Here is a 20625-nt window from a genome sequence, read left to right as displayed (position 1 = left end):
GCCATGGAAGCGGCCGCGGTCCGGTCGGCGCCGTGATGCCGGCGGTACGGGTAGCGCGTTCAGTCGCCATAGGTGACGGTCACCTTCTCGAAGCCCAGGGAGTGCAGCAGGCCCTCCAGCATTCCGGTCGTGTTCTCCTCGGCCCGTTTCGTCAGACCGCTCTCGTCCGCGGCCTCCCCGATGTGCCGGACGGCGAGCTTCTGCACGGCCTGCTCGCTGTTCGGGTTGTCGGAGAAGAGGTCGCCGAGACGGTCCAGCACGCCGCGCTGCTTGGAGACGGCGTACGACCGGTCGGGGTCGAGGGCGGGTTTGCCGAGCTGGGCGTGCGGCAGGCGGAGCGTCGCGACGGTACGGTCCTCGTTCACCGTGACGTCCTTCTCGCCCACCCGGCCGAGGTCGACGTAGGCGTCGACGGTGCCCGCGCCCACGTACAGCGTGCGGCTGCCGCGGATGGCGTCCGGCAGGAACTTCGTGTCCTTCTCCAGGTCCACCACGACCTGGAAGTTGCCGGTGGCCGCGTCGTAGCGGCTGATGTCCTGCACCGACTCCAGCAGTGCGGGTCCGGACCGGTCGTGCGTGTCGGTGCCGAACCAGTCACCGGGACCGGGTATCCCGCTGAGCTTGATCCCCGCGGCCAGCGCCACCAGGACCAGCAGCAGGGCGGCGGCCCATGCCCCCGTCCGCGACCGGCGCCCGGCGCCTGTGGGCTTCGTCGTCATCTCGGCTCCCCCTTTCAGCTGACCTCTTCCCTCCATCCGTCGGCTCAGACCCGGCAGTTGGGGCGCACGGACGCGGGCCGCGGACAGCCGTGACAGGGGTGGCCGCAGGAGGCCGCCGGAGGGGGTGGGACCTCGCGCGCGGGAACGGCCGCGACGCGGGGAGGAGTTCGCCGCGGGGAGGAGTTCGCCGGCCGACGTCAGCCGTCAGGTCGCTCCGGTCGCCGCCCTGGGACCCGGGGCGTCCAGCGCCGCGTCGAGGGTGGGCGCCGGGGGCAGCAGTTCGGCCAGCCCCGTGATGCGCAGTATCCTCAGCACCAGCCGGTCGGAGCACACCAGCCGCAGCTCGCCGCCACGGTCGAGGACCCGCCGACGGGCCCGGTACAACAGCCTGAGGCCGGCGCAGTCGAAGAACTCCACCGGCGTCAGATCGACGACGACGTCGGGTTCGGGGCGACCCGTCACGGCGTCCATGTGGGGGTGGATCTCCTGCGCGGAGAGGATGTCGATCTCGCCGCGTAACTCCAGGACGGTCCGGCCCCGGTGTTCACGGACACGCAGATGCCGGGTCAGGGGCGCGGGTTCCTGCCGCACGACGTTCGCCTCCATCCGGCCGCAGCCTGCCTCGGGGCCGCCCAAGTCCCTTGCCTGGAAGGGTAGTTACCCCGATGAGGTGAATTCCAGCATGTTCAATTGACATATGTCTGGTCTTTGGCTGTGAGGCTTGTGTGAGAGCCGTCGCACTCGGGCGGCTCCGGTGCCGCCGGTCCTCCCGGTTCTCCCGGTCCGCCCGGCGCCCGGGTGGTCAGTCGACCGTCAGGACCAGTTTGCCCGTGGTGCGCCCCGTCTCGCCCACCGCGTGCGCCCGGGCCGCCTCGGCCAGCGGGAAGGTCTCCGCGATCGCCGCCCGCAGCCTCCCGGTGGCCGCCAGGTCCGCCACCGCCCGCATCCCGGCCTGGTCGGCCTCGACCAGCATCACGGCCGTCCGCACGCCGAGCCGCTCCGCCTCGGCCTCGACCTCCGGCGTCAGGCGCAGCAACGAGACCAGCGTGCCGCCCGGGCGCAGCACCCGCAGCGAGCGCAGGGCGTGCTCCCCGCCCATGGTCTCCAGCACGACGTCCATCCCGGAGACGGCCTCGGTGAAGTCGGTCTCCCGGTAGTCGATCTGCTCGTCCGCGCCCAGTGCCCGCAGGAACCCGTGCTTCTCCGCGCTCGCCGTGCCCACCACGTGGGCGCCGCGGGACTTGGCGATCTGCACCGCCACGTGTCCCACGCCCCCGGCCGCGGCGTGCAGCAGGACCCGCTGTCCCGGCCCCAGCATCGCCGTGTCCACCAGCGCCTGCCAGGCGGTCAGCGAGACCAGTGGCAGCGCGCCCCCCTGCAGCACGTCCACGCCCTCGGGCCGGGCCACGAAGGCGCGGGCCGGGCCCACGGCGTACTCGGCGTGCGAGCCGTGACCGAAGGGGTACGGCAACATCCCGAACACCTCGTCACCCGATCGGTGGATAGTGACACCGTATCCGGTCTCCACCACCGTGCCGCAGACGTCCCAGCCGAGCACGAACGGAGGGTCGCCGAGGAAGGCGCCGGAGGCCCGGTGCTTCCAGTCCGTCGGGTTGAGTCCGGCCGCCCGGACCCGCACCAGCACCTCGCCCGGACGGGGCGAGGGGCGGGGCATCTCCACCTCCCGCAGCACGTCAGGGCCACCGAGGGAGTCCTGCCGGATCGCGCGCATGGTCTTCGAGCCGCTCATGCCGACCAGCCTGCCACCCTCACGCCGGGGGCGCACGGCGTGCCCCGGGAGCGGGCGCCGGCGGAGGGCGGCGCCCGTGGACCATCCCGATGGAATATTCCCGGCCGAATCGCCGGAGGTTGATCCGGCGGTCGGAATTCCGGCTAAGCTCCCCCGCAGCGCTGCGAGTTGGAACCCCTACGCACCGCGATCGCCTCACCTTCCGTACGTGCGTGCCCATGTGCCCGCCGTGCCGGAGGGGTGGCCGGCGGCCCGGTCCGTCGGCTTGTCCCCGGGGCGCGTCACGCGCCTCGTCGCGTTGCCCGTCCACCCGTCCGCCAGTCCCCCTTCCGACTCCCCACCCGTCCGCCTGTCGCTCCGACGTGTCGCCCCGAAGGATGCAGATGGATTTCGCCACACCACCGGAGAGGCCCTCGGCCACCCGGTACAGCTGGTGGCTCATGCCGCTGGCGCTGGGCTCCGGTACGGTCGCCTCCGCCTTCCTCGGCCCGGAACCCGCCCTGACCACCCCCGTGGGAGCCGCGGCCACCGCCGCCGGCGCCGTGTGCGTGCGGCTCCTGCTCAAGTCGCAGGACCGGCTGCGGCGCTCCCGCGAGGAGTTCCACGCCGAGGCCCAGGAGACGGAGCGCCGCTGGCGGCAGCGCGTCGCGGGTCTGGAGAGCGAACTGGCCACCACGCGCGCCCAGGCGGACGCCCGTGTCGCCGCGGAACGCGAGACGCTCGACCGGCGTCTCGCGGAGCGGGACCAGGCGTGGATCGCCACCCGTGAGCGCGACCTGGCCGTCGTGGCCCGCTTCGCCGGGCAGCACCTGCCCGAGGCGCTCAGGCGCCTGCGCGAAGGCGAGGCGGTGGAGGACCTCCTCCCGCTGGTCACCGACGAGCAGGACGTCACCCCCGAGGTCAGGGCGGAACTGCGCAAGGTGCTGCGCACCGCCCTGATCGGCGTGGAGGAGGAGCTCAACCGCTCCACCTCCGCCGAGCAGGCCGTCATCAGCCTAGGCAACCGCATCCACGTCCTCACCAGCAAGCTCCGCGTGCGCCTGCACGAGATGCAGGGCGAGCACGGCCGCCACCCGGTGGTCGCGCAGGGCCTGATGGAGCTCGACCAGCAGATCGGCCCCGCCGACTGTCTGGCCGCCTCCATCGGCGTGCTGGGCGGCTCGGCCCGCCCCGGCCGCCAGTGGCAGGAGCCCCAGCGCCTGCTCGGCGTGGTCCGCGGCGGCATCGGCCGGATCAAGGACTTCCACCGCGTCGAGGTCCGTCAGCTGCCCGAACTCGGCGTCGACGGCGGCCTGGTGGACCACCTGACGCTGATCTTCGCGCATCTCCTCGACAACGCCGCCCGCTACTCGCCGCCCAGCGAGCCGGTGATCGTCTCCGGCAAGGAGGTCCCCAACGGCGTCGGCATCGAGATCCAGGACGCCGGCAAGGGACTGAGCGAGGAGAAGAAGCGCGAGGCCGAGCGGTCCCTGGCGGGCGTCGCGGCCGGCTCCGGGCTCGGCGGTCTCTCCGAGGACGCCCACCTCGGCCTGCGGGTCGTCGGCGCGCTGGCCCGCCGCTACGGCATCCGGGTCACCTTCGCCGACTCGCCCTGGCTGGGCACCTCGGTCGTCGTCGTCGTGCCGCACAAGTACTTCAGCCCGCTCGCCGCCGCCCCGGTCGCCACCGCCCCCGAGCGGTCCCCGGGTCTGCCGGTGGTGCCGGCGCAGTCCGCGCCCGGGCACGACACGGACGACGCGGAGACCACCGGGGACTCCACCCCCGGAGGGCTTCCCCGCCGCCGCAGCATCCGGCGGAGCGCGCCCGCCGCGCAGCGGGAGCCCGCGCGTGCCGAGGCGGCCGAGGCTCCCGCCCGGCGGTCCGCCGGCGTGCCCGACGTCCCGCCCGACGCCTCGTTCGCCGGCCTCGCCGCCTTCGCCACCGCCGGTCGCGACACCGGCGCACCGGCCCCCCGGGCGGCAGCCGACGACCTCGAGTCCACCGAGCCCCGTACGGAAGAAAGCGACTGGTCCGCATGACGACGCAGCAGGGAACCGATGTCAGCTGGGCGCTCCGCGACCTCGCGGAGAGCATCCCGGAGATCCGTTTCACCCTGGTCGCCTCCAGCGACGGCAAGGCCATCACCTCCTACGGCGCCGAGGACCCGGACGACGTCGACCGCTTCGCCGCCGTGGTCGCCGGACTGCAGGCGCTCGCCCAGCCGGTCGCCGAGCAGTTCCCGGCGGCGGCCGGGCAGCTCCGGCTGGCCATGATCGAGGTCGACGGCGGCCACCTGTTCGTGGTCCGGGCCGGCCAGGAGACCTACCTCGGCGTCCTCGCCAAGGAAGGCCTCGACCAGGGTCTGCTCGGCCACCAGATGCGCGACCTGGCCCGGAGGATGGGGGAGCTCCTCGGCACCACTCCGCGGCTGGAGGAGCACTCTGGATGAGTGCTCCCCGTCGCCCCACCGATCCGGCCGGGCTCGAGCGCTACTACGTCCTCACCGGAGGCCGCAGCAAGCCGGCCGGTCCGGCGGCGACCCTGGACGTGGCGACCCTGGTGGTCTCCCGCACGGGACCTCAGCCCTCGCCGCATCCCGGCCTGCAGCACGAGCACGAGGAGATCCTCCGCCGCTGCCGCGAGCCGCTGTCGGTGGCGGAGCTCGGCGCCCATCTGGGGCTGCCCTTCAACATCATCGCGGTACTCCTGGCCGATCTGCTCGATGCAGGACGCGTGGAAACCCGTGACCCCGTCCCGGCGAACTCCGCCGGACTCGGGCCCGACCTCGCGCTCCTTGAGGAGGTACTCAGTGGACTTCAAAGGCTTTGACCCCACCGGCCGGAGCACGGCGGCCGACGGCACCCGCTCGGTGAAGGTCATGATCGCCGGAGGCTTCGGCACCGGGAAGACCACGATGGTCCGGTCGGTCAGCGACATCCGCCCGCTCACCACGGAGGAGACGCTCACCCAGGCCAGCGTCGGCGTGGACCACCTGGTCGGCGTGACGGACAAACAGCAGACGACCGTCAGCCTGGACTTCGGCAAGATCGGGATCAACGACGAACTGGTGCTCTACCTGTTCGGCACCCCCGGACAGGAGCGCTTCTGGTTCCTGTGGAACGGCCTCTTCAAGGGCGCGCTGGGCGCGGTGGTCCTGGTCGACACCCGCCGGCTGGCGTCCAGCTTCCGGGCGATAGAGGAGATGGAGCGCCAGGACGTCCCCTTCGTGATAGCGCTCAACGTCTTCCCCGACAGCCGCGACCACCCGGTCGAGGAGATCCGTGACGCCCTCGACATCCCGGACGACATCCCGGTCGTGGCGTTCGACGCCCGGGACCGGTCCGCCAGCCGGGACGTGCTCGTCGCCCTCATACGCCATCTGCAGGAACGCGCTCTCGCCCTGGAGCCCCGATGACCGACCGGACCTCCCCAGGCCTCACCGCCGAGCCCGGCTGCCCCGTGGACCACGGGGCGGCCACCCGGCTGTACGGGCCCGAGACGACGCACGACATGGAGGGCGTCTACTCGCGGCTGCGCCGCGAGCACGGCGCGGTGGCGCCGGTCCTGATCGAGGGCGACGTCGCCGCCTGGCTGGTGCTGGGCTACCGGGAGAACCGGCGGGTGCTCGACAACCCGCTCCAGTTCAGCCGGGACGCCCGCATCTGGCGGGACTGGAAGGAGGGCCGCGTCGCCGACGACCTGCCGGTCATGCAGATGGTCGGCTGGCGCCCCGACTGCGTCTCCCAGGACGGCGAGCCGCACCGCCGGCTGCGCGGCGCCGTGACCGACAGCCTGCAGGCGGTCGCGGGCCGAGGCATCCGGCGGCACGTGGCGCACTTCGCGGACAAGCAGATCGACGCCTTCGCCGACGCGGGCCGCGCCGATCTGGTGACCGACTTCGCGGAGTACCTGCCGATGCTGGTGCTCACCCGGCTGTTCGGCCTCGCGGCCAGCGAGGGACGCAGCCTCGCCGAGTCCAGCAACCACGTCATCAAGGGCGGCGCGGACGCACTCGTCCACAACACCCGGATCATGGCCATCCTCGGCGAACTCGCCGAACGCAAGCGCCGTGAGCCGGGGGCCGACTTCACCAGCGGGCTGCTCGCGCACCCGGCCCGGCTCGACGACGAGGAGATCCTCCACCACCTCCGGCTGGTGCTGATCACCGCGCACACCACCACCAGCAACCTGCTGGCCCGGGTGCTGCAGGCGATACTGACCGACGACGCCCGTCTCGCCTCCCTGGTCGGCGGGGAGCTCGCACTGTCCTCCGTGGTCGAGGAGGTCATGTGGAACACGCCTCCGCTGGCCGTGCTGCCGGGCCGGTTCGCCACGGCGGACCTCCAGCTCGGCGACGCTGCGGTCAAGGAGGGCGACATGCTCCTGCTGGGGCTGGCGGCCGGCAACCTCGACCCGGAGATCCGCCAGGCCGCGGGAGTCTCGGTCCAGGGCAACCACTCGCACCTGGCGTTCAGTTCCGGCCCGCACGAGTGCCCCGGGCAGGGCATCGGGCACGCCATCATCGAGATCGCCGTCGACGTCCTGCTGCACCGGCTGCCCGGTCTACGGCTGGCCGCCCCGCCGGACTCGCTGACGTCCACCGCCTCCACCTGGGTCGCCCAGCTGGACAGCCTCCCGGTGGAGTTCCCCGTCAGGTGAGGCGCCCGGCGGGGCCGGCCGGGCCCCGTACGACACGCGCACGGCCCGGTGGTCGCACCCCTCACGGGAGGGATGCGGCCGCCGGGCCGTGCGCGTCTCCTGCGGGCGCCGGGCGTCAGCTCACCTGGAGCAGGTCGTCCACGGAACCCCTCCCGGCCCGCTCGGCTGCGGCCGCGACCGTGTCCTTGTCGGCCGCGTAGCGTCCGGTCACCAGGGCCCACTCGTAGTTGCCGTTGATCCAGTGCTGGATCGCCTCCACGCCCATGTGCGTGCGGGCGCGCTCGCCCTCGGACAGCCCCAGCTCGTCGCACATCGCGGGCACCCGCCCCTCGAGCTCCAGGTACTCCACCAGGCACCCGGCGGTCATCCGGTACGCCTCGGCCGCGGCCTCCTCCCAGGAGCAGCCCATCTCACGGCGGAGCACGGCGATCAGGTTGTGCCCGTCGCCCCGGCGCCTCTCCCGCTCGAAGGAGTGGATGTCGTTCATGAACCCGATGACGTCCGAGGCGAGGTCCCGCATCCGCTCCATGACCGGGTGCGCCTGCACCTGGGCCGGTACCTCGAAGCCGCGGCTGCGCTCACCGGCGTCGATGCTGTGGTGGATGCCCACCGTGCGGCGGCGGAACTCCGCGTACTCCTTGACGGTCAGCGTGCCCTCCCGCCCGGCGGCGGCGAGGTCGACCTCCTCGCAGTGGGCGGTCAGGAACCGGCCCCAGGAGGCGGCGAACCGGGTTCGCCAGGTGAGGGACATGCCGTGCGCCAGGTGCTCCCAGACCTCGGCCCATGCCTCGGTGATCGGGCAGACCACCCGCGGGGGAGTGCCTGCCGGGCGCAGCGGGGTGACGATCAGTTCACGGGCCACCTCGGTGATCCGGCCGGCCCGGTCCGGCTGGTTGGCGTCGAACTGGTCGTCGAAGAGGAACGCCAGGGAGAACCAGTTCATCAGGACGGTCATGTCCTCGGCGGAGGCGTAGGGGTAGGTGCGCGCGGCCGCCTGCGCGAGGTCCCACGAGCAGTACTCCTCGAAGCCGGCGTCGCTGCGGACCAGCCCCCGGTCACGGACCCAGCGCAGATGCCGTTCGCGCGCGTACTCCAGATGCGGGCTGACGGGGGTGGAGAAAGGCAGGTCGAACGTGACGTCCTGAGGCATGGGGGTCCTTTCGGGACGGATTAGGGCTCAATTGCGCTATAAATGCGCCAAGTTGAGGCACGGAGCCGTTCCGAAGCTGCCCCCCTGGTCGTGCGGGCATACCCTCTAAACATGTGACCTGTATTACTTTTCGAGGTCATGTGCCTGGTGCACTTTCCCCACCCGTCACACGAAGAACCGGGGCCCCCGTCGTCCCGGAGGCCCCGGTTCGTGGCACGGTGGCCGGGATCAGTCCCTGCCGTTGCCCTTCGAGCCGTCCGGCCACACGCCGGTCCTGCGCTCCACGGCCTGGGCGCTGGTCCGGTCGATGACCGCCCGGACCAGGGCGAAGATGGCTCCCTGGATCGCCGCCGCCAGCAGGATCTCGCCCCACTGACGGTCGCGGTCGAGGGCGTCCGGCGCGTTGTCCTCCTTCTTGATCGCCTTCCAGGTCTTCTGGAAGGCGGCGGTGGCCAGTCGGCCGCCGCCCCAGCTGACCGCGAAGCCGAGCGGCTTGTAGGCGGCGGGCAGCTTCTGCTTCTTCTGCGTGTAGGTGGCCAAGGGATCTCTCCTTCGTTCCTCGGTCGGGGGAAAGGTCGTGATCGCCATCCGTGGGCAGGCGGCCCGCGGACGGTCAGGCCGGGGTCGGCCGTCCCGAAGCGGGTACCTCCTCGCCCGGCGGCACCGGGCCGGGCGGAGTGCCGTCACCGAACTGCCGGCCGCCGAGCCGCTCCCGCCCGTGCGGGGTGAGCCAGCCGGCCAGGTCCGGCCCCACCGGCACCACCGCGGTGGGATTGATGCCGGTGTGCACCGTGTAGTAGTGACGCTTGATGTGGTCGAAGTCGACCGTGTCGCCGAAACCCGGGGTCTGGTACAGGTCCCGTGCGTATGCCCAGAGCACCGGGTTCTCCGCCAGCTTCCAGCGGTTGCACTTGAAGTGGCCGTGATAGACGGGGTCGAAACGGACCAGGGTGGTGAACAGCCGGATGTCCGCCTCGGTGATGGTGTCGCCCACCAGGTACCGCTGCCCCTCCAGTCGCTCGGCGAGCCGCTCGAGCCGGGCGAAGACCGCACGGCACGCTTCCTCGTACTCGTCCTGGGTGGTCGCGAAACCCGCGCGGTACACGCCGTTGTTGAGGTCCTGGTAGACGTCCTCCATCACCTCGTCGATCTCCGCCCGCAGGGCGCGCGGGTACAGGTCCGGTGCGCCCTCGCGGTGGTGGGCGGTCCACTCGGTGGCGAAGTCGAGGGTCATCCGGTGGAAGTCGTTGGTGACCAGCTTCCCGCTGGGGACGTCGACGAGCGCCGGGACGCTGACGCCGCCGGGGTAGTCGCGCTCGCGCCGGTCGTAGGCCTCGTGCAGGTACGCGATGCCCAGCACCGGGTCGCGGCCGTCCGGATCGAGGGTGAAGCGCCAGCTCCGGTCGTCCTGGACGGGGTCGGCGACGGCCATCGAGATGACGTCCTCCAGGCCCAGCAGGCGCCGGGAGACGGCCGCCCGGCTCGCCCACGGGCAGGCCCGGCTGATCACCAGCCGGTAGCGCCCCGGCTCCACCGGCCAGCCGTGCCTGCCGTCGGCCGTGACCCGGTCGGCGAAGTGACTCCGCGACCGCTTGAACTTCTTACGGCCGTACCCGGCGTTTCCCTCGCCGCTCATTGCCGTTCCGCCTTCCCGGTGCCGTCCGCGGACCGGTCGTCCGCTCCCCAGAACTGCGTTCCCCCTTTTCGGCGATAAGCACCGACGAAGAGGGGCGAGAAGGTCATCCGCGGAGGAAAGCGCGCGGGGCGGGCGGTGGGCGCCGGGCACGAGGCCGCGCGGAAAAAGGGGGTGAAGACGCTGGTGGGCCCCGCCGCGACGGGGGAGCGCGGCGGGGCCCACCAGCGTCTGCCCCACCGCGCGGGCTTCATGCGCACCGATCCGGCGGAGTTGCCGCCGCCCGCCCGCGCTCACCCGTCCGGTCGAGCCCCAGCAGGGCGGGATCCGGGCCGCGGTCGTCGCGAGCCGGCGCGGTCACTCCCGGCAGGCGACCGCGGGGCCCGCCACCATCCCGCCGGTGCGGAAGGTCTGGCCCCGGGGCATCCAGTAGCCCAGCTTCGACACCACGGTGGAGCACGCGTCGGCCGTGGTGGCCCGGACGACCACGGTGGCGGGACGGCCGGGCTGCAGGTCGGTCAGCGCGCAGTCGAGCGCGTGGGTGAGCCGCTTCCTCGACGGGTGGCGCCCGACCAGCGGGTTCACGCACCGGGCGTCGGCGGTGACGAGACGGATGCCGGAGTCCTCCTCGCCGATCACTCCGAACCGGCCGCTGCCGTCGCCCTCCTCGCTGTCCCGGTACACGGTGTAGGTCAGCGTCGTGGTGCGTTTGGGCCGCAGTTCGTCCCGGTCCACCTCGATGCGGTGCGTGGGCTCGCGCAGCGGCTGGGTGAGGGTGAGGGGGGCGGTCACCTCGCCCCGCACGTCCACACCGGCGGGCGTCGAGCGGACACGGACCTCGGCGGTGATCCGGTACGTCCCCGGCCCGGGGTAGTCGGCGGAGCCGGGCAGGGCGCCGCGGGCGACCACCTTGCCGTCCTTGCGGGCCGTCCAGGTGCCGGTGGTGCGGCAGGCGCGGACCGTGCCGTGCGCCGTCGTACACGTGGCGGGCGCCGACAGGGCGAGGGAAGGGCCGCCGGTGGAGGTACACAGGGAAACCGAGGCCTTCCTCCTGCCGCCCTCCTTCAGCACACCGGCCGGCGCGCAGAGGGTCTCGGCGGCGGCCTCCGCGCCGGGGCCCTGGGAGGGAGCCGCAGCGGTCGGGCGCCCGCGGCCGTCGTCGGGCGAGGGCGCGGAGGGCTGGGCCACCGCGGCCAGGGCGAGGGCCGCGGCGCCCGCGGTCAGGGCGACACGCGCCCGCCGGGTGAGCGGGATGCGCGACGGGGTCGGGGATGCCGGCACCGGTTCCTCCGGGGGGTCGGGAGCGTCGGGTCCGCCGACGAGCATGACCCCCGGCGGACACCGGGGCCCGTGCCCCGCCGCCGACACGCCGCCCCCTCACGCGGCGGCACCAACGGCCCGCCACCCGGGCGGATCAGCCGCCGGACTCCGCGGCGAACGCCGTCACGGAGAGCTCCGCCCCGTCGGAGACCGGGACCTCGCCGTTCTCCCACCGCACGCTCAGCGGCCGCCGCTCGTCCGGCGGCGTGATCAGCAAGGTCTCGGGCTTCTCGGCCGTCGACCCGGTCAGCCGCGGATCCGGGAACGACAGCGCCGCCCACACGCTCTCCCCGGCGATGAGGGTGATGGCGTCGGCCGGCGCCTTCCCGACCCGCTCGGGATCCGGGCCCAGCTGTTCGCCGTCGGCGTCCGCGAAGGCCGCGCCGGGGAACCCGCGCACGGTGCAGGTGCGTCCCGACTGGTTGGTGAGGGCCACCGAGAAGCTCCGCTGCCCCGCGCCCGCGTCACCCCGGCCCACGGAGGCCGACAGCCCGGAGGTGTGGCACCGCTCCACGGCTTCACCCGCCCCGGCCGGTTTCCCGTCCGCCCCCGCGGCGGACCCTTCGTCAGCCGCCCAGCAGCCCGTCAGCAGGACGGAAAGAGGCAGTGACGCGACCGCCGTCCACAAGATGCCGCGGTGTCGCGTGGCGCGCGAGAGGCCCATGGTCGTCCACTCCCAGGAAGGTCGGGGTGCCGGGATCTGCCCGCCATGGTCCTCCGGCCGCCCTGATTCGGAAAGACCCCCTCCGCACGCCTCACCCGGCGTCGAGCAGCGCCAGTTCCGCCCAGATCGTCTTGCCCTCCTGCGTGTGGCGGGTGCCCCACCGCTGGGTCAGCTGGGCCACCAGCAGCAGGCCGCGGCCGCCCTCGTCGAAGGTCCGGGCCCGGCGCAGGTGCGGGGCCGTGTGGCTGCTGTCCGACACCTCGCAGATCAAGGTCCCCGCGCCGTGGATCAGCCGCAGCCGGATGGGCCGGGAGCCGTAGCGGATGGCGTTGGTGACCAGCTCGCTGACCACCAGCTCGGCGGTGAAGGAGGCCTCCTCCAGACCCCAGTGCTCCAGCTGCTTCACCGACTGCTTGCGGATCGCCGCCACCAGCGCCGGGTCGGCGGGGATGTCCCAGGTCGCCACCTTCGAGGAGGGCAGTCCCCGGGTGCGGGCCAGCAACAGCGCCACGTCGTCGGCCACGTCGCTCCTGGGCAGCAGCGTCGCCAGGATGTGCTCGCAGCTCGCCTCGAGCGACTCGGCCGGCTCCGCCAGCGCCTCCTGCAGCTGGATGCGGCCCGCGTCCACGTCCAGACCGCGGTTCTTCACCAGGCCGTCGGTGTAGAAGGCGAGGACCGTCCCCTCGGGAAGGTCCAGGTCGGCCACCTCGAACGGCAGACCGCCCACGCCCAGCGGTGGGCCGGCCGGCATTTCGACCGGCTCCGGCAGACCGCCCGGGCGGACCATGAGCGGCGGCTGATGCCCTGCGCGGGCCATGGAGCAGCGCCGGGACACCGGGTCGTACACCGCGTACAGACAGGTCGCGCCGACCTCGCCCGGACTTCCCTCGCCGCCCGCCTCCTCGGAGAGCCGGACCACCAGGTCGTCGAGGTGGGTGAGGAGTTCCTCGGGCGCGAGGTCGATGTCGGCCAGGGTGCGCACCGCGGTCCGCAGCCGCCCCATGGTGGCGGAGGCCTGGACGCCGTGGCCCACCACGTCGCCCACCACCATCGCCACCCGCATGCCGGAGAGCGGGATGATGTCGAACCAGTCGCCGCCCACCCCGCCGGCGCGGGCAGCCGGCAGATAGCGCGAGGCGGCCTCCAGCGCGGCGGTGACGGGCAGCGAGCGCGGAAGAAGGCTCCGCTGGAGCGCCAGCGCCACCTCCCGCTCACGCGAGTAACGCCGGGCGTTGTCGATGCACACCGCGGCCGTCGCCGCGACCTCCTCCGCCAGCAGCACGTCGTCGCGGGAGAACGGCTCCTGCTGCCGGTGCCGGGCCAGCAGGGCCACACCGAGGATCATCCCGCGGGCCCGCAACGGCACCGCCATCGCCGAGTGCACGCCGATGTCCAGCACTCGGCGCCCAAGCCCCTCCCGGTAGGAGAAGCGGCGCGCCAGCACTTCCGTCGTATCGGTGAAGACCAGGGTTCGCGCCTGGCTGAGCGACTCCGCCTGGAGGCTGGACGCCGGATAGGAGTCCAGCTCGCCGATGTCGGGGAGGGCCGAGGAGCGGCCCAGCACCGAGCGGTCGGCGACCCGGCGCAGCTTCACCGACACCGACGGCGGAGGCGGTTCCGACGGCGGGTCACCGCCGTGCTCCGGGTCCAGCAGGTCCACGGAGACGAAGTCGGCCAGCGCCGGCACCAGTACGTCCGCGAACTCCTGCGCGGTCCGGCGGACGTCCAGCGTGGTCCCGACCCGCGTGCTCGCCTCGTTCACCAGCTGGAGGCGCTCGCGGGCGCGCAGCTGCTCGGTGAAGTCGTGGGCGGCCACCGAGACGCCGCAGACCGTGCCCATGCCGTCGCGGACCGGGGCCATGCTGGTCAGCCAGGCGCGGATCGTCCCGCCGCCGCCCAGCTGGGGCAGGTAGGTGCGCACCGAGAAGTGCTCGCCGGTCTCCAGGACCTGGCGCATGGCCTGTTCGACCTCCGCCAGTTCCGGGCGCTCGCCGATGTCGGTCACCCGCAGTCCGCGCAGCCGGTCGGCCGGGGCTCCCAGCACCCGCGCCATGTCGCCGTTCAACGCGCGCAGCCGCAGACCGGAGTCGAAGACTGCCATCGCGCAGGGGGACTGCACCAGCTCCACCGTCGCCAGCGGGTCGTCGGGGCGCAGCGGGTCGGAGGTCTCGCCGACCGGCGCCACCAGGAGCCAGCTGCCCGGGGCGTCGCCCTGCGGAGGTCTGTGGTGGGCGATCAGGCCGACCAGCACGGTCCGCCCGTCCCGGTGGCGCAGCGGGACCGTCGCGGTGAGCCGGTCCGCGACGGGCTCCGGATCGGCCGGCAGGCCGCCGTGGTCACCGTCACCGGCGATCAGGGTGGAGGCATGGAGGCCCACGATCTCGTCCGGGGTGTGGCCCAGGAGCCTTACCGCGCCCTCGCTCCACTCGAGCACGACACCGTCGTCCCCGACCACGGCGCGGGCCGTCGCGGCATCGTCGAGCGGGTTGACCGGGCTCATGGTCGGCACTCCATCGCGGACACTTTCCGTGACCGTCGCGTCACGTCGGTCCCAGCGTAGTACCTCGGACGGGGGCGCGTGCCGCGGCCATGGGCCGAGCGGGCAGAGGCCCCCGCGCACCCGTGCGGGAGGAACGCCTCACCCACCCTTTCGGGTACCGGGCCGAATGGGTGTTCAGTAGGCTGTGACCTGCGGGAATTTACCCCCGGGCGGGTGAGCGGTACCTTGGCGCCATGCCAGCTCTCAATGTCGAGTTCAGCGACCGTGAGCTCGAGGACCTGCGGCAGATCGCCAAGGAGCGCGGTACCTCCATGAAGGCTCTGGTCCGGGAGGCCGCGGCCGCGGACATAGCGCGGCACCGGGCCCTCCAGGAGGGCGCCGAGGCCTTCCGCCGCTTCTTCACCACGCACGCGGACGAGTTCGCCGCCGCCTTCCCGGACGACGAGCCGCCGGTCCGGGGCGCGGGGCGGGCCGCCTGACGCATGACCTCCGTCCTGCACGTCGACGTCCCCTGGCTCCTGCAGCGCCACGAGGAGGTGCTGCCGGACCAGCCGACGGTCAGCGACTTCTCGGCCCTGGTGGCCGCGGTCGCCCGGCACCGGGTGGACCCGCCGCGCCTGGGCGTGGACTCCGACCCCGCCTGGCGCGCCGCCGCCCTGCTGCACACCATCGCCGTGCTCAGGCCGCTGCCGTCCTCCAACGCCCGCTTCGCCTGCGCCACGGCGGTGGCGTACATGTACGCCAGCGGGGCGGGGATCGACCCGCCCTACGGCGCGCTCGTCGACCTCGCCCGCGAACTGATCGCGGGCAAGGCCGACGTCTACGCGGCCGCCGACCGTCTCCGGGAGTGGCAACTGTGACGTGTGGCCGGCGCGGGCCACGTCAGCGCCGCCTTCGGTGGCTGGTGTCGCACCACGGGTAGCGCGCGCTGAGCCGGCAGGTGCACAGGGCCACCCGGAAGCGGTCCGAGGACGCCACGGTGCCGTCCTCCAGCTCCACCTCCACCGGTCCGTCGACCAGCATCGGGCCACGGCGCGGCACCACGATGCGCCGTGCATCCGCAGGACGCTGCGAGGCGCCCGGGGCGGGCGTGCGCTCAGACGGGTCGTTCGGCACGGACCACCACCAGCTCCTCCCGCTCCGCGCGGGCCTGTTCCGAAGAGATCATCCCCCGGTGCCTCAACCAGTTCACCCGGTCCCTGAGCACCGGGCCGAACGCCACCTGGCGCCGCAGGGTCACCGCCGCCTTCAGCCCGGCCGCCCGCAGCTGCTCCACGGAGATGGCGGGACCGCTCAGCGCCGAGTGCACCATCAGCAGCACCCCGCCCGGGCGCAGCAGCTCCGGCGCCTCCCGGCAGATCCGGTCCACGACCAGCCGTCCGTCGTCCCCGGCGTCCCAGGCGCGGGCCTCCCGGGGGCGGCCGCGCGTACCGCCCGGAGGGGTGGGCACGTACGGCGGATTGCTGGTGATCAGGTCGAAGGCCTCGCCCCGGACCGGAGCGAACAGGTCGCCGCGCACGGCGCGCACCCGCACCCCGTGCAGCAGGGCGTTGAGCCGGACGCCGGCCACCGCGCGGCGGGAGACGTCCACGGCCGTGACCTGGCCGCCGCGGCGGGCGGCGGCCAGGGCCAGGGCTCCCGAGCCGGTGCCCACGTCCAGCACGCGGCCGCCGGCGGGGAAGGGCTCGTCCTCCAGTGCCTCGGAGAGGAGGAGCGTGTCGTCCTGGGGGGCGTACACACCAGGGATAACCAAAGGTCGTTTCACACGGGCCGAATACCCACGCCGGGCCGCACCATGGCCGGTGAGCCCCGCGCCGTCACCCGTCCAGGTCCGTCCCGTCGCGCGCTCCGGGGGCCCGGCCACCGCCCCGCTCACGCGGACACCGCCACGGGCTCCGGCAGCTCGGAGCGCAGTGCCGGACGGTCCGCGCGCCAGCAGGCCATGACGTGGTCACCCAGACGGTCCTCCAGGAAGACCGTCGCGTCCATGCCGAACACCACGTCGTCCTCCAGGTACGGCTCCTCCTCCAGCAGACCGCCGATCACCTCGTGCCGGACCACCTGCTCGTGCACCGCGTCCGCCTCGACGTGCTCGTCGTAGAAGAACTCGGCGGCGGCTCCCGCGCCGGTACGGCGCATGGCCTCGGCCAGGCGTCGGGAGCCGGGGGAGGAGGTGATCTCCACGGTGGCGAAGTGGCCCACCAGCGCGCCGCGCAGCGCGCGGTGCAGGCCCAGCAGCGACATCAGGTTGACCACGGCCAGCGCCGGGGCGGGCGAGTGCTCCAGGTAGACGCCGTAGGCGGTCTCCAGGCCCAGGTCCGCCATCAGGTCGGCGAACAGCTTGGCGTGCACCCGGTCGGCGCGGCCGCCGCCGAACTCGTCGAACTCCACCGACACCATGGCGGCCTTGGCGCGCCCCCACAGCCGGGGCAGCACCCAGGCGTGCGGGTCCGCCTCCTTGAGGTGGTAGACCGACCGCATCGCGGCGTACTCCCGCAGATGGCGCAGCTCCCCCTCGTCGCGCAGGAACCAACTGACGCCCGTGCCCTCGACCGGCTCCGTCTCGAGCTCCTTGACGGCGGAGCGCACGTCGCGGTGCACCTCGACGTCCCGGCGCAGCGCCGCGAGGAACCGGTTCTCCATCGCCCGGCGCACGGTGAGCAGCGCCGGGTCCCACTCCAGGACGGGGTCGACGCCGGCGAAGCCGCGGTAGTGCAGTTCGTAGCAGCAGTACAGGGCGAGCTGGAGGTCGTCGCCGTAGGGGTCGGCCTCGTCGGCGAGCTCCGCGCCGGGGGGCGGGCCCTCGCCGCGCAGCAGGGCGAGGACGCCCGCGGACAGCGGGCCGCGGGAGGAGGGAAGCTCGGGGGCGTGCCGGTCGTGAAGGGCGTCGCGGTCGTGACTCATGCGGCCCGGGTACCCGCCGCGACGCCGGGTACCCGGGCGGACCGCCAGGTCAGCCGTCCCGCCGGGCCTGCTCCTGGGCCCGCGGGTTCGGCGAGGTGGCGTCGCCGGCCTCGCCGGAGCGGCCCGCCCCCTCCGGGTCCCGGCCGTCGGCGCGGGCCGCGGCCTCCTCCGCCTCGCGGAAGGCCTCGGCCAGCGCGGTGCGCGGCGGGTCGTCCTGACGGTCGCGATCGCTGTGGTGGTGGTTCACCGTTCGTCTCCTCGGTCTCGCCGGTTCGGGATGCCCCACGCAGGCCGCCCGAGGGCGGCCCGGTGCCGGGGCCACCTGCGGGTACCCGGCACCGCCGCGAACAGACCCCGCCTCCGCCGGGGCCCCTGTCCGCCGGGGCCCCTGTCCGCGGAGGTTCCCGGCGGCCCGGGGACCCGGTGGCGTGGAGACCCCGGCACTCCGGATGCCCGGCACTCCGGCAGCCCGGGCACCCGGATGCCTCGGCACCGCGAAAGACCCGGCACCGCGGAGGCTTCGGCACTGATGAGGCCTCGGCACCGCGGAGGCTCCGGTACTGGTGAGGCACCGGCACCGCGGAAGCCTCGGCGGGCACCGGGGCCCCGGCCCACGTCCGCTAGGTCATCTGGCGGCGCACCAGCTCGTGCAGCCGGCCGCCCCGGTCGGCCAGCAGCTCGGCCGGGGTGCCGATCTGCGCCACCCGCCCCTCGTCCATCACGATCACCCGGTCGGCGTCCATCACCGTCGAGAGCCGGTGGGCGATCACCACCCGGGTCGCCCGGAGCGCCCGGGTGCTCTCGATGACCTGCCGCTGCGTCTCGTTGTCGAGCGCGCTGGTCGCCTCGTCCAGGAAGAGGATCCGCGGACGCCGGATCAGCGCCTGGGCGATCATCAGCCGCTGGCGCTGACCACCGGAGAGCGAGCCGCTGCCGGCCACCAGAGTGTGCAGCCCCATCGGCATCCGCCGGACGTCGTCCCCCAGCCCGGCCAGTTCCGCCGCCGCCATGACCTCCTCCGGCGTGTACGGCTCGTGCCCGCGGATGATCTCCAGCACCGACCCGGTGAACGGCTGCGCGTGCTGCAGCACCACCCCGCACTGCCGGCGCACCGCCGCCCGGTCCAGCGCGGCCAGGTCCTGTCCGTCGTACAGGACACTGCCGGAGGCGGGGCGCTCGAAGCCGATCAGCAGCCGCAGCAGCGTCGACTTGCCGCAGCCGCTGGGCCCGACGATCGCCAGGAACTCGCCGGGACGGACCTCGAAGGAGACGTCGTCGAGCACCGGCGGCCCGTCGTCGGAGTAGCGGAACGACAGCCGGCGCGCCTCGATCGCCCCGGTGAGCCGCCCCGGCGGCGTGTTCGCCCGCCGCACCTCCGGCACCGCGTCCAGCACCGGCCGGAGCTCCTCGAACAGCGGCAGCGCGGCCACCACCGACACCGCCGCCCCGGTCAGCTGGGTGACCGAGCCGAGCAGCATGGTCACCGCCGTGTTGAAGGCGAGGAAGTCGGCGGCCGGCATCGAGCCCCGCGCGGGGCCCGCCAGCAGCATGAACATCAGCAGCGAGCAGAGCGGGAGCGCCACCGCGCCGAGGACCGCATTGAGGTTCTTGATCCCGCCCAGCCGCCGGTGCATCTCCCGGCTGCGGGCGAACTCGCCCGCCCACGCGGCGTACGCGTAGTTCTCGGCCGCCGCGACCCGCAGCTTCGGCAGGCCGCGCAAGGTCTGGAACGCCTGGTTGTTGAGTTCGTGGGTGAGCCGGACCAGCCGGCGCTGCCAGCGCACCTGCCACAGCCCCAGCGCCAGGAACACGGCGCCGAGCACCAGCAGCAGGGCCGCGGCGGCCGTCGCCATCGCCGGGTCGTACCAGAACAGCAGAGCCAGGTTGACGGTGCCGACCGTCAGCGACTGGACGGCCACCGGCCCCACACCGGCCAGCAGTTGCCGGATCCGGCTGATGCCCATCGCCGCCCCGGCCAGCTCCCCGGTGGAGCGGTCGGTGAAGAACCGCGCCGGCAGCCGCAGCAGCCGGTCCCACACAGCGGGCTGCAGCACGGCCTCGATCCGCCCCTCCAGCCGCAGCATCGTCAGGTTCTGCAACAGCAGGAACACCGCCGACACCAGGGCGGCCACCAGCACGGCGGTGCAGGCCAGGGCGATCAGATCGGTCCGCGCCTGCGGCACGTACGCTCCGAGCACCTTGCCGGTGACCACCGGCACGCACACGCCGACCACCACCGTCACCAGCCCGCCCAGCAGCAGCGACGCCATGTCGCCACGGGCCCCGGACAGCACGAACCGGGCCAGTCCCAGCGGGGTGGTCCGGCGCTCGGGCAGCGGGCGGAAGAACATCACGGCGCGCGCGTCGTAGTCGTCGGCGTTCTCCGCGCCGATCCGGGTTTCCCGCCCGGTGGTCGGATGCACCGCGACATAGCCCCCACGCCGCCACAGCAGCGCCACCGGAGCGCCCGACAGCGCGCGGAACCCCAGCAGCGGGCCGACGTGCTCCTTCCACCAGCGGCCGGAGCCCAGCCGCACGGTCCGGGTCCGCACCCGGGAGACGGCCGCGATCCGCTCCACCGGGTCAAGCCGCTCGGCGCCCGCCGCGCCGCGCGCCGGATCGGCCAGCGTGACGCCCGCGGCGCGGGCCACCAGACGGCAGGCGGCCCAGGTGGCGTCCTCGTCCACGTCGGTGATGCGGCGGCCCGAACGGCCGCCCATCGACGCCAGCAGGGTGCGGTCCGCACGGTCGCGGGCCTCCAGCCCGGCCCGGACGCCCGCTGCGGCGCGGCTCTCGTGGGACCGCTCCTGCTGCTCGATCCACCGGTCCAGGGTGGACAGCAGCCGGTACTGACGGTCCACCATGCCCTGCCAGAGCGCCGGATCCACGAGCAGGTCGGCCGCGGCCTCCTCGCCGTACACGGAGCCGTGCGCGACGGAGCCGGGCGGCACGTGCAGGGAGAAGACGTCCTCGTCCGCCTTCCTCGCCAGGTGCTCGGCGGCCTGCTGGAAGCCCGGCTCGGTGGAGAAGCCCTCGGTGAACTCGGCCGTGAACACCGCCGCCATCGGCGCCTGGAACAGCACCGACAGACCGCGCCCCACGCCGAGCGCCAGCGCGTGCTCCAGCGGACTCGACCCGGAGGCGGTGTACCCCGGGCTCAGGTGGAGCGGGGTGCCGTACTCGTCGTAGGTCCAGGTCTGCTCGGCCACCGGCTGGTACAGCTCCCGCAGCTGGATCCGGCGCACCGCGCAGTCCCGCAGCGGCCGGGCGACCAGCGTGTGCCGGGGACCGGCCACCGGCCCGAGCAGCAGGGCGCCCGCCTCCAGCCGGCCCAGGTGGTGCCAGTG

The 20625-nt window shown here is 73.7% G+C and carries 21 protein-coding genes; 7 read left to right on the top strand and 14 right to left on the bottom strand.

Going from position 1 to position 20625, the window contains the following annotated elements:
* Window positions 1–59: 59 nt before the first annotated feature.
* The 3 genes from ACOV8S_RS22015 to ACOV8S_RS22005 all read right to left on the bottom strand — a co-directional run bounded on the left by ACOV8S_RS22015 (window position 60) and on the right by ACOV8S_RS22005 (window position 2469).
* Window positions 60–719, bottom strand: a complete 660-nt coding sequence (locus tag ACOV8S_RS22015; RefSeq protein ID WP_448319656.1) for a DUF4230 domain-containing protein — start codon at window positions 717–719, stop codon at window positions 60–62.
* A gap of 204 nt (window positions 720–923) precedes the next feature.
* Window positions 924–1325, bottom strand: coding sequence for an anti-sigma factor antagonist (locus tag ACOV8S_RS22010; RefSeq protein WP_448319654.1), 402 nt, complete (start codon window positions 1323–1325; stop codon window positions 924–926).
* A gap of 196 nt (window positions 1326–1521) precedes the next feature.
* On the bottom strand, window positions 1522–2469 hold the full coding sequence (locus tag ACOV8S_RS22005; RefSeq protein WP_448319652.1) for an NADP-dependent oxidoreductase: 948 nt from the start codon (window positions 2467–2469) through the stop codon (window positions 1522–1524).
* A gap of 383 nt (window positions 2470–2852) precedes the next feature.
* Between ACOV8S_RS22005 and ACOV8S_RS22000 the strand changes: the two genes are divergently transcribed.
* Genes ACOV8S_RS22000 through ACOV8S_RS21980 form a run of 5 tightly spaced genes read left to right on the top strand, consistent with a single transcriptional unit; the run spans window position 2853 to window position 7107 of the window.
* Window positions 2853–4487 (top strand): ATP-binding protein, encoded by a 1635-nt coding sequence (locus tag ACOV8S_RS22000; protein ID WP_448319650.1) that lies wholly within the window; start codon window positions 2853–2855, stop codon window positions 4485–4487.
* Window positions 4484–4897, top strand: a complete 414-nt coding sequence (locus ACOV8S_RS21995; protein WP_108955638.1) for a roadblock/LC7 domain-containing protein — start codon at window positions 4484–4486, stop codon at window positions 4895–4897. The genes ACOV8S_RS22000 and ACOV8S_RS21995 overlap by 4 nt, the downstream gene beginning before the upstream one ends.
* Window positions 4894–5277 (top strand): DUF742 domain-containing protein, encoded by a 384-nt coding sequence (locus ACOV8S_RS21990; RefSeq protein WP_108955637.1) that lies wholly within the window; start codon window positions 4894–4896, stop codon window positions 5275–5277. The genes ACOV8S_RS21995 and ACOV8S_RS21990 overlap by 4 nt, the downstream gene beginning before the upstream one ends.
* Window positions 5258–5863 (top strand): GTP-binding protein, encoded by a 606-nt coding sequence (locus tag ACOV8S_RS21985; protein ID WP_382558177.1) that lies wholly within the window; start codon window positions 5258–5260, stop codon window positions 5861–5863. The genes ACOV8S_RS21990 and ACOV8S_RS21985 overlap by 20 nt, the downstream gene beginning before the upstream one ends.
* Window positions 5860–7107 (top strand): cytochrome P450, encoded by a 1248-nt coding sequence (locus ACOV8S_RS21980; RefSeq protein ID WP_448319647.1) that lies wholly within the window; start codon window positions 5860–5862, stop codon window positions 7105–7107. Before ACOV8S_RS21985 ends, ACOV8S_RS21980 begins: the two co-directional genes overlap by 4 nt.
* 115 nt (window positions 7108–7222) lie before the next feature.
* On the opposite strand, the gene ACOV8S_RS21975 is transcribed toward ACOV8S_RS21980, so the two are convergent.
* The 6 genes from ACOV8S_RS21975 to ACOV8S_RS21950 all read right to left on the bottom strand — a co-directional run bounded on the left by ACOV8S_RS21975 (window position 7223) and on the right by ACOV8S_RS21950 (window position 14374).
* Entirely contained in the window at window positions 7223–8257 is a 1035-nt protein-coding gene (locus ACOV8S_RS21975; protein ID WP_448319645.1) for a 7-epi-alpha-eudesmol synthase, read from the bottom strand.
* Between the two features lie 228 nt (window positions 8258–8485).
* On the bottom strand, window positions 8486–8797 hold the full coding sequence (locus tag ACOV8S_RS21970) for a DUF4235 domain-containing protein (protein WP_351116929.1): 312 nt from the start codon (window positions 8795–8797) through the stop codon (window positions 8486–8488).
* A 73-nt stretch (window positions 8798–8870) separates the two neighbouring features.
* Complete coding sequence (locus ACOV8S_RS21965) at window positions 8871–9893, bottom strand: glutathione S-transferase family protein (RefSeq protein WP_448319643.1); 1023 nt, start codon at window positions 9891–9893, stop codon at window positions 8871–8873.
* Between the two features lie 354 nt (window positions 9894–10247).
* Complete coding sequence (locus tag ACOV8S_RS21960; RefSeq protein ID WP_448319642.1) at window positions 10248–11171, bottom strand: hypothetical protein; 924 nt, start codon at window positions 11169–11171, stop codon at window positions 10248–10250.
* Between the two features lie 133 nt (window positions 11172–11304).
* On the bottom strand, window positions 11305–11724 hold the full coding sequence (locus tag ACOV8S_RS21955; protein ID WP_448319640.1) for a DUF4232 domain-containing protein: 420 nt from the start codon (window positions 11722–11724) through the stop codon (window positions 11305–11307).
* 241 nt (window positions 11725–11965) lie between these two features.
* Complete coding sequence (locus ACOV8S_RS21950) at window positions 11966–14374, bottom strand: SpoIIE family protein phosphatase (protein WP_448319639.1); 2409 nt, start codon at window positions 14372–14374, stop codon at window positions 11966–11968.
* A gap of 233 nt (window positions 14375–14607) precedes the next feature.
* Here ACOV8S_RS21950 and ACOV8S_RS21945 point away from each other — a divergent pair, with 233 nt between their 5' ends.
* Together ACOV8S_RS21945 and ACOV8S_RS21940 are read left to right on the top strand one after the other, a co-directional pair.
* On the top strand, window positions 14608–14853 hold the full coding sequence (locus ACOV8S_RS21945) for a hypothetical protein (RefSeq protein ID WP_108955630.1): 246 nt from the start codon (window positions 14608–14610) through the stop codon (window positions 14851–14853).
* Between the two features lie 3 nt (window positions 14854–14856).
* On the top strand, window positions 14857–15234 hold the full coding sequence (locus ACOV8S_RS21940) for a toxin Doc (RefSeq protein ID WP_351116919.1): 378 nt from the start codon (window positions 14857–14859) through the stop codon (window positions 15232–15234).
* Between the two features lie 22 nt (window positions 15235–15256).
* On the opposite strand, the gene ACOV8S_RS21935 is transcribed toward ACOV8S_RS21940, so the two are convergent.
* From ACOV8S_RS21935 to ACOV8S_RS21915, 5 genes are all read right to left on the bottom strand, one after another.
* A complete protein-coding gene (locus ACOV8S_RS21935) occupies window positions 15257–15490 on the bottom strand; it encodes a CDGSH iron-sulfur domain-containing protein (protein ID WP_448319638.1) in 234 nt (77 codons plus the stop codon).
* Entirely contained in the window at window positions 15471–16112 is a 642-nt protein-coding gene (locus ACOV8S_RS21930; protein ID WP_448319636.1) for a HemK2/MTQ2 family protein methyltransferase, read from the bottom strand. The genes ACOV8S_RS21935 and ACOV8S_RS21930 overlap by 20 nt, the downstream gene beginning before the upstream one ends.
* A gap of 134 nt (window positions 16113–16246) precedes the next feature.
* Window positions 16247–17278, bottom strand: coding sequence for an iron-containing redox enzyme family protein (locus ACOV8S_RS21925; RefSeq protein WP_448319634.1), 1032 nt, complete (start codon window positions 17276–17278; stop codon window positions 16247–16249).
* A gap of 49 nt (window positions 17279–17327) precedes the next feature.
* The gene (locus ACOV8S_RS21920) at window positions 17328–17525 is read right to left on the bottom strand and encodes a hypothetical protein (protein WP_448319633.1); all 198 of its coding nucleotides are present in this window, start codon (window positions 17523–17525) and stop codon (window positions 17328–17330) included.
* A gap of 373 nt (window positions 17526–17898) precedes the next feature.
* Window positions 17899–20625 (bottom strand): NHLP bacteriocin export ABC transporter permease/ATPase subunit (locus ACOV8S_RS21915; protein ID WP_448319632.1); only part of this gene is annotated, 2727 nt, incomplete at its 5' end.

Source organism: Streptomyces sp. CO7 (genome assembly GCF_053474865.1).
This window is presented reverse-complemented; position numbering and strand designations above follow the sequence as displayed.

Excerpts from the sequence above, each read along its gene's own strand:
- ACOV8S_RS22015 (WP_448319656.1), bottom strand. The coding sequence starts at position 719 with ATGACGACGAAGCCCACAGGCGCCGGGCGCCGGTCGCGGACGGGGGCA.
- ACOV8S_RS22010 (WP_448319654.1), bottom strand. The coding sequence starts at position 1,325 with ATGGAGGCGAACGTCGTGCGGCAGGAACCCGCGCCCCTGACCCGGCAT.
- ACOV8S_RS22005 (WP_448319652.1), bottom strand. The coding sequence starts at position 2,469 with ATGAGCGGCTCGAAGACCATGCGCGCGATCCGGCAGGACTCCCTCGGT.
- ACOV8S_RS22000 (WP_448319650.1), top strand. The coding sequence starts at position 2,853 with ATGGATTTCGCCACACCACCGGAGAGGCCCTCGGCCACCCGGTACAGC.
- ACOV8S_RS21995 (WP_108955638.1), top strand. The coding sequence starts at position 4,484 with ATGACGACGCAGCAGGGAACCGATGTCAGCTGGGCGCTCCGCGACCTC.
- ACOV8S_RS21990 (WP_108955637.1), top strand. The coding sequence starts at position 4,894 with ATGAGTGCTCCCCGTCGCCCCACCGATCCGGCCGGGCTCGAGCGCTAC.
- ACOV8S_RS21980 (WP_448319647.1), top strand. The coding sequence starts at position 5,860 with ATGACCGACCGGACCTCCCCAGGCCTCACCGCCGAGCCCGGCTGCCCC.
- ACOV8S_RS21975 (WP_448319645.1), bottom strand. The coding sequence starts at position 8,257 with ATGCCTCAGGACGTCACGTTCGACCTGCCTTTCTCCACCCCCGTCAGC.
- ACOV8S_RS21965 (WP_448319643.1), bottom strand. The coding sequence starts at position 9,893 with ATGAGCGGCGAGGGAAACGCCGGGTACGGCCGTAAGAAGTTCAAGCGG.
- ACOV8S_RS21950 (WP_448319639.1), bottom strand. The coding sequence starts at position 14,374 with ATGAGCCCGGTCAACCCGCTCGACGATGCCGCGACGGCCCGCGCCGTG.
- ACOV8S_RS21945 (WP_108955630.1), top strand. The coding sequence starts at position 14,608 with ATGCCAGCTCTCAATGTCGAGTTCAGCGACCGTGAGCTCGAGGACCTG.
- ACOV8S_RS21940 (WP_351116919.1), top strand. The coding sequence starts at position 14,857 with ATGACCTCCGTCCTGCACGTCGACGTCCCCTGGCTCCTGCAGCGCCAC.
- ACOV8S_RS21925 (WP_448319634.1), bottom strand. The coding sequence starts at position 17,278 with ATGAGTCACGACCGCGACGCCCTTCACGACCGGCACGCCCCCGAGCTT.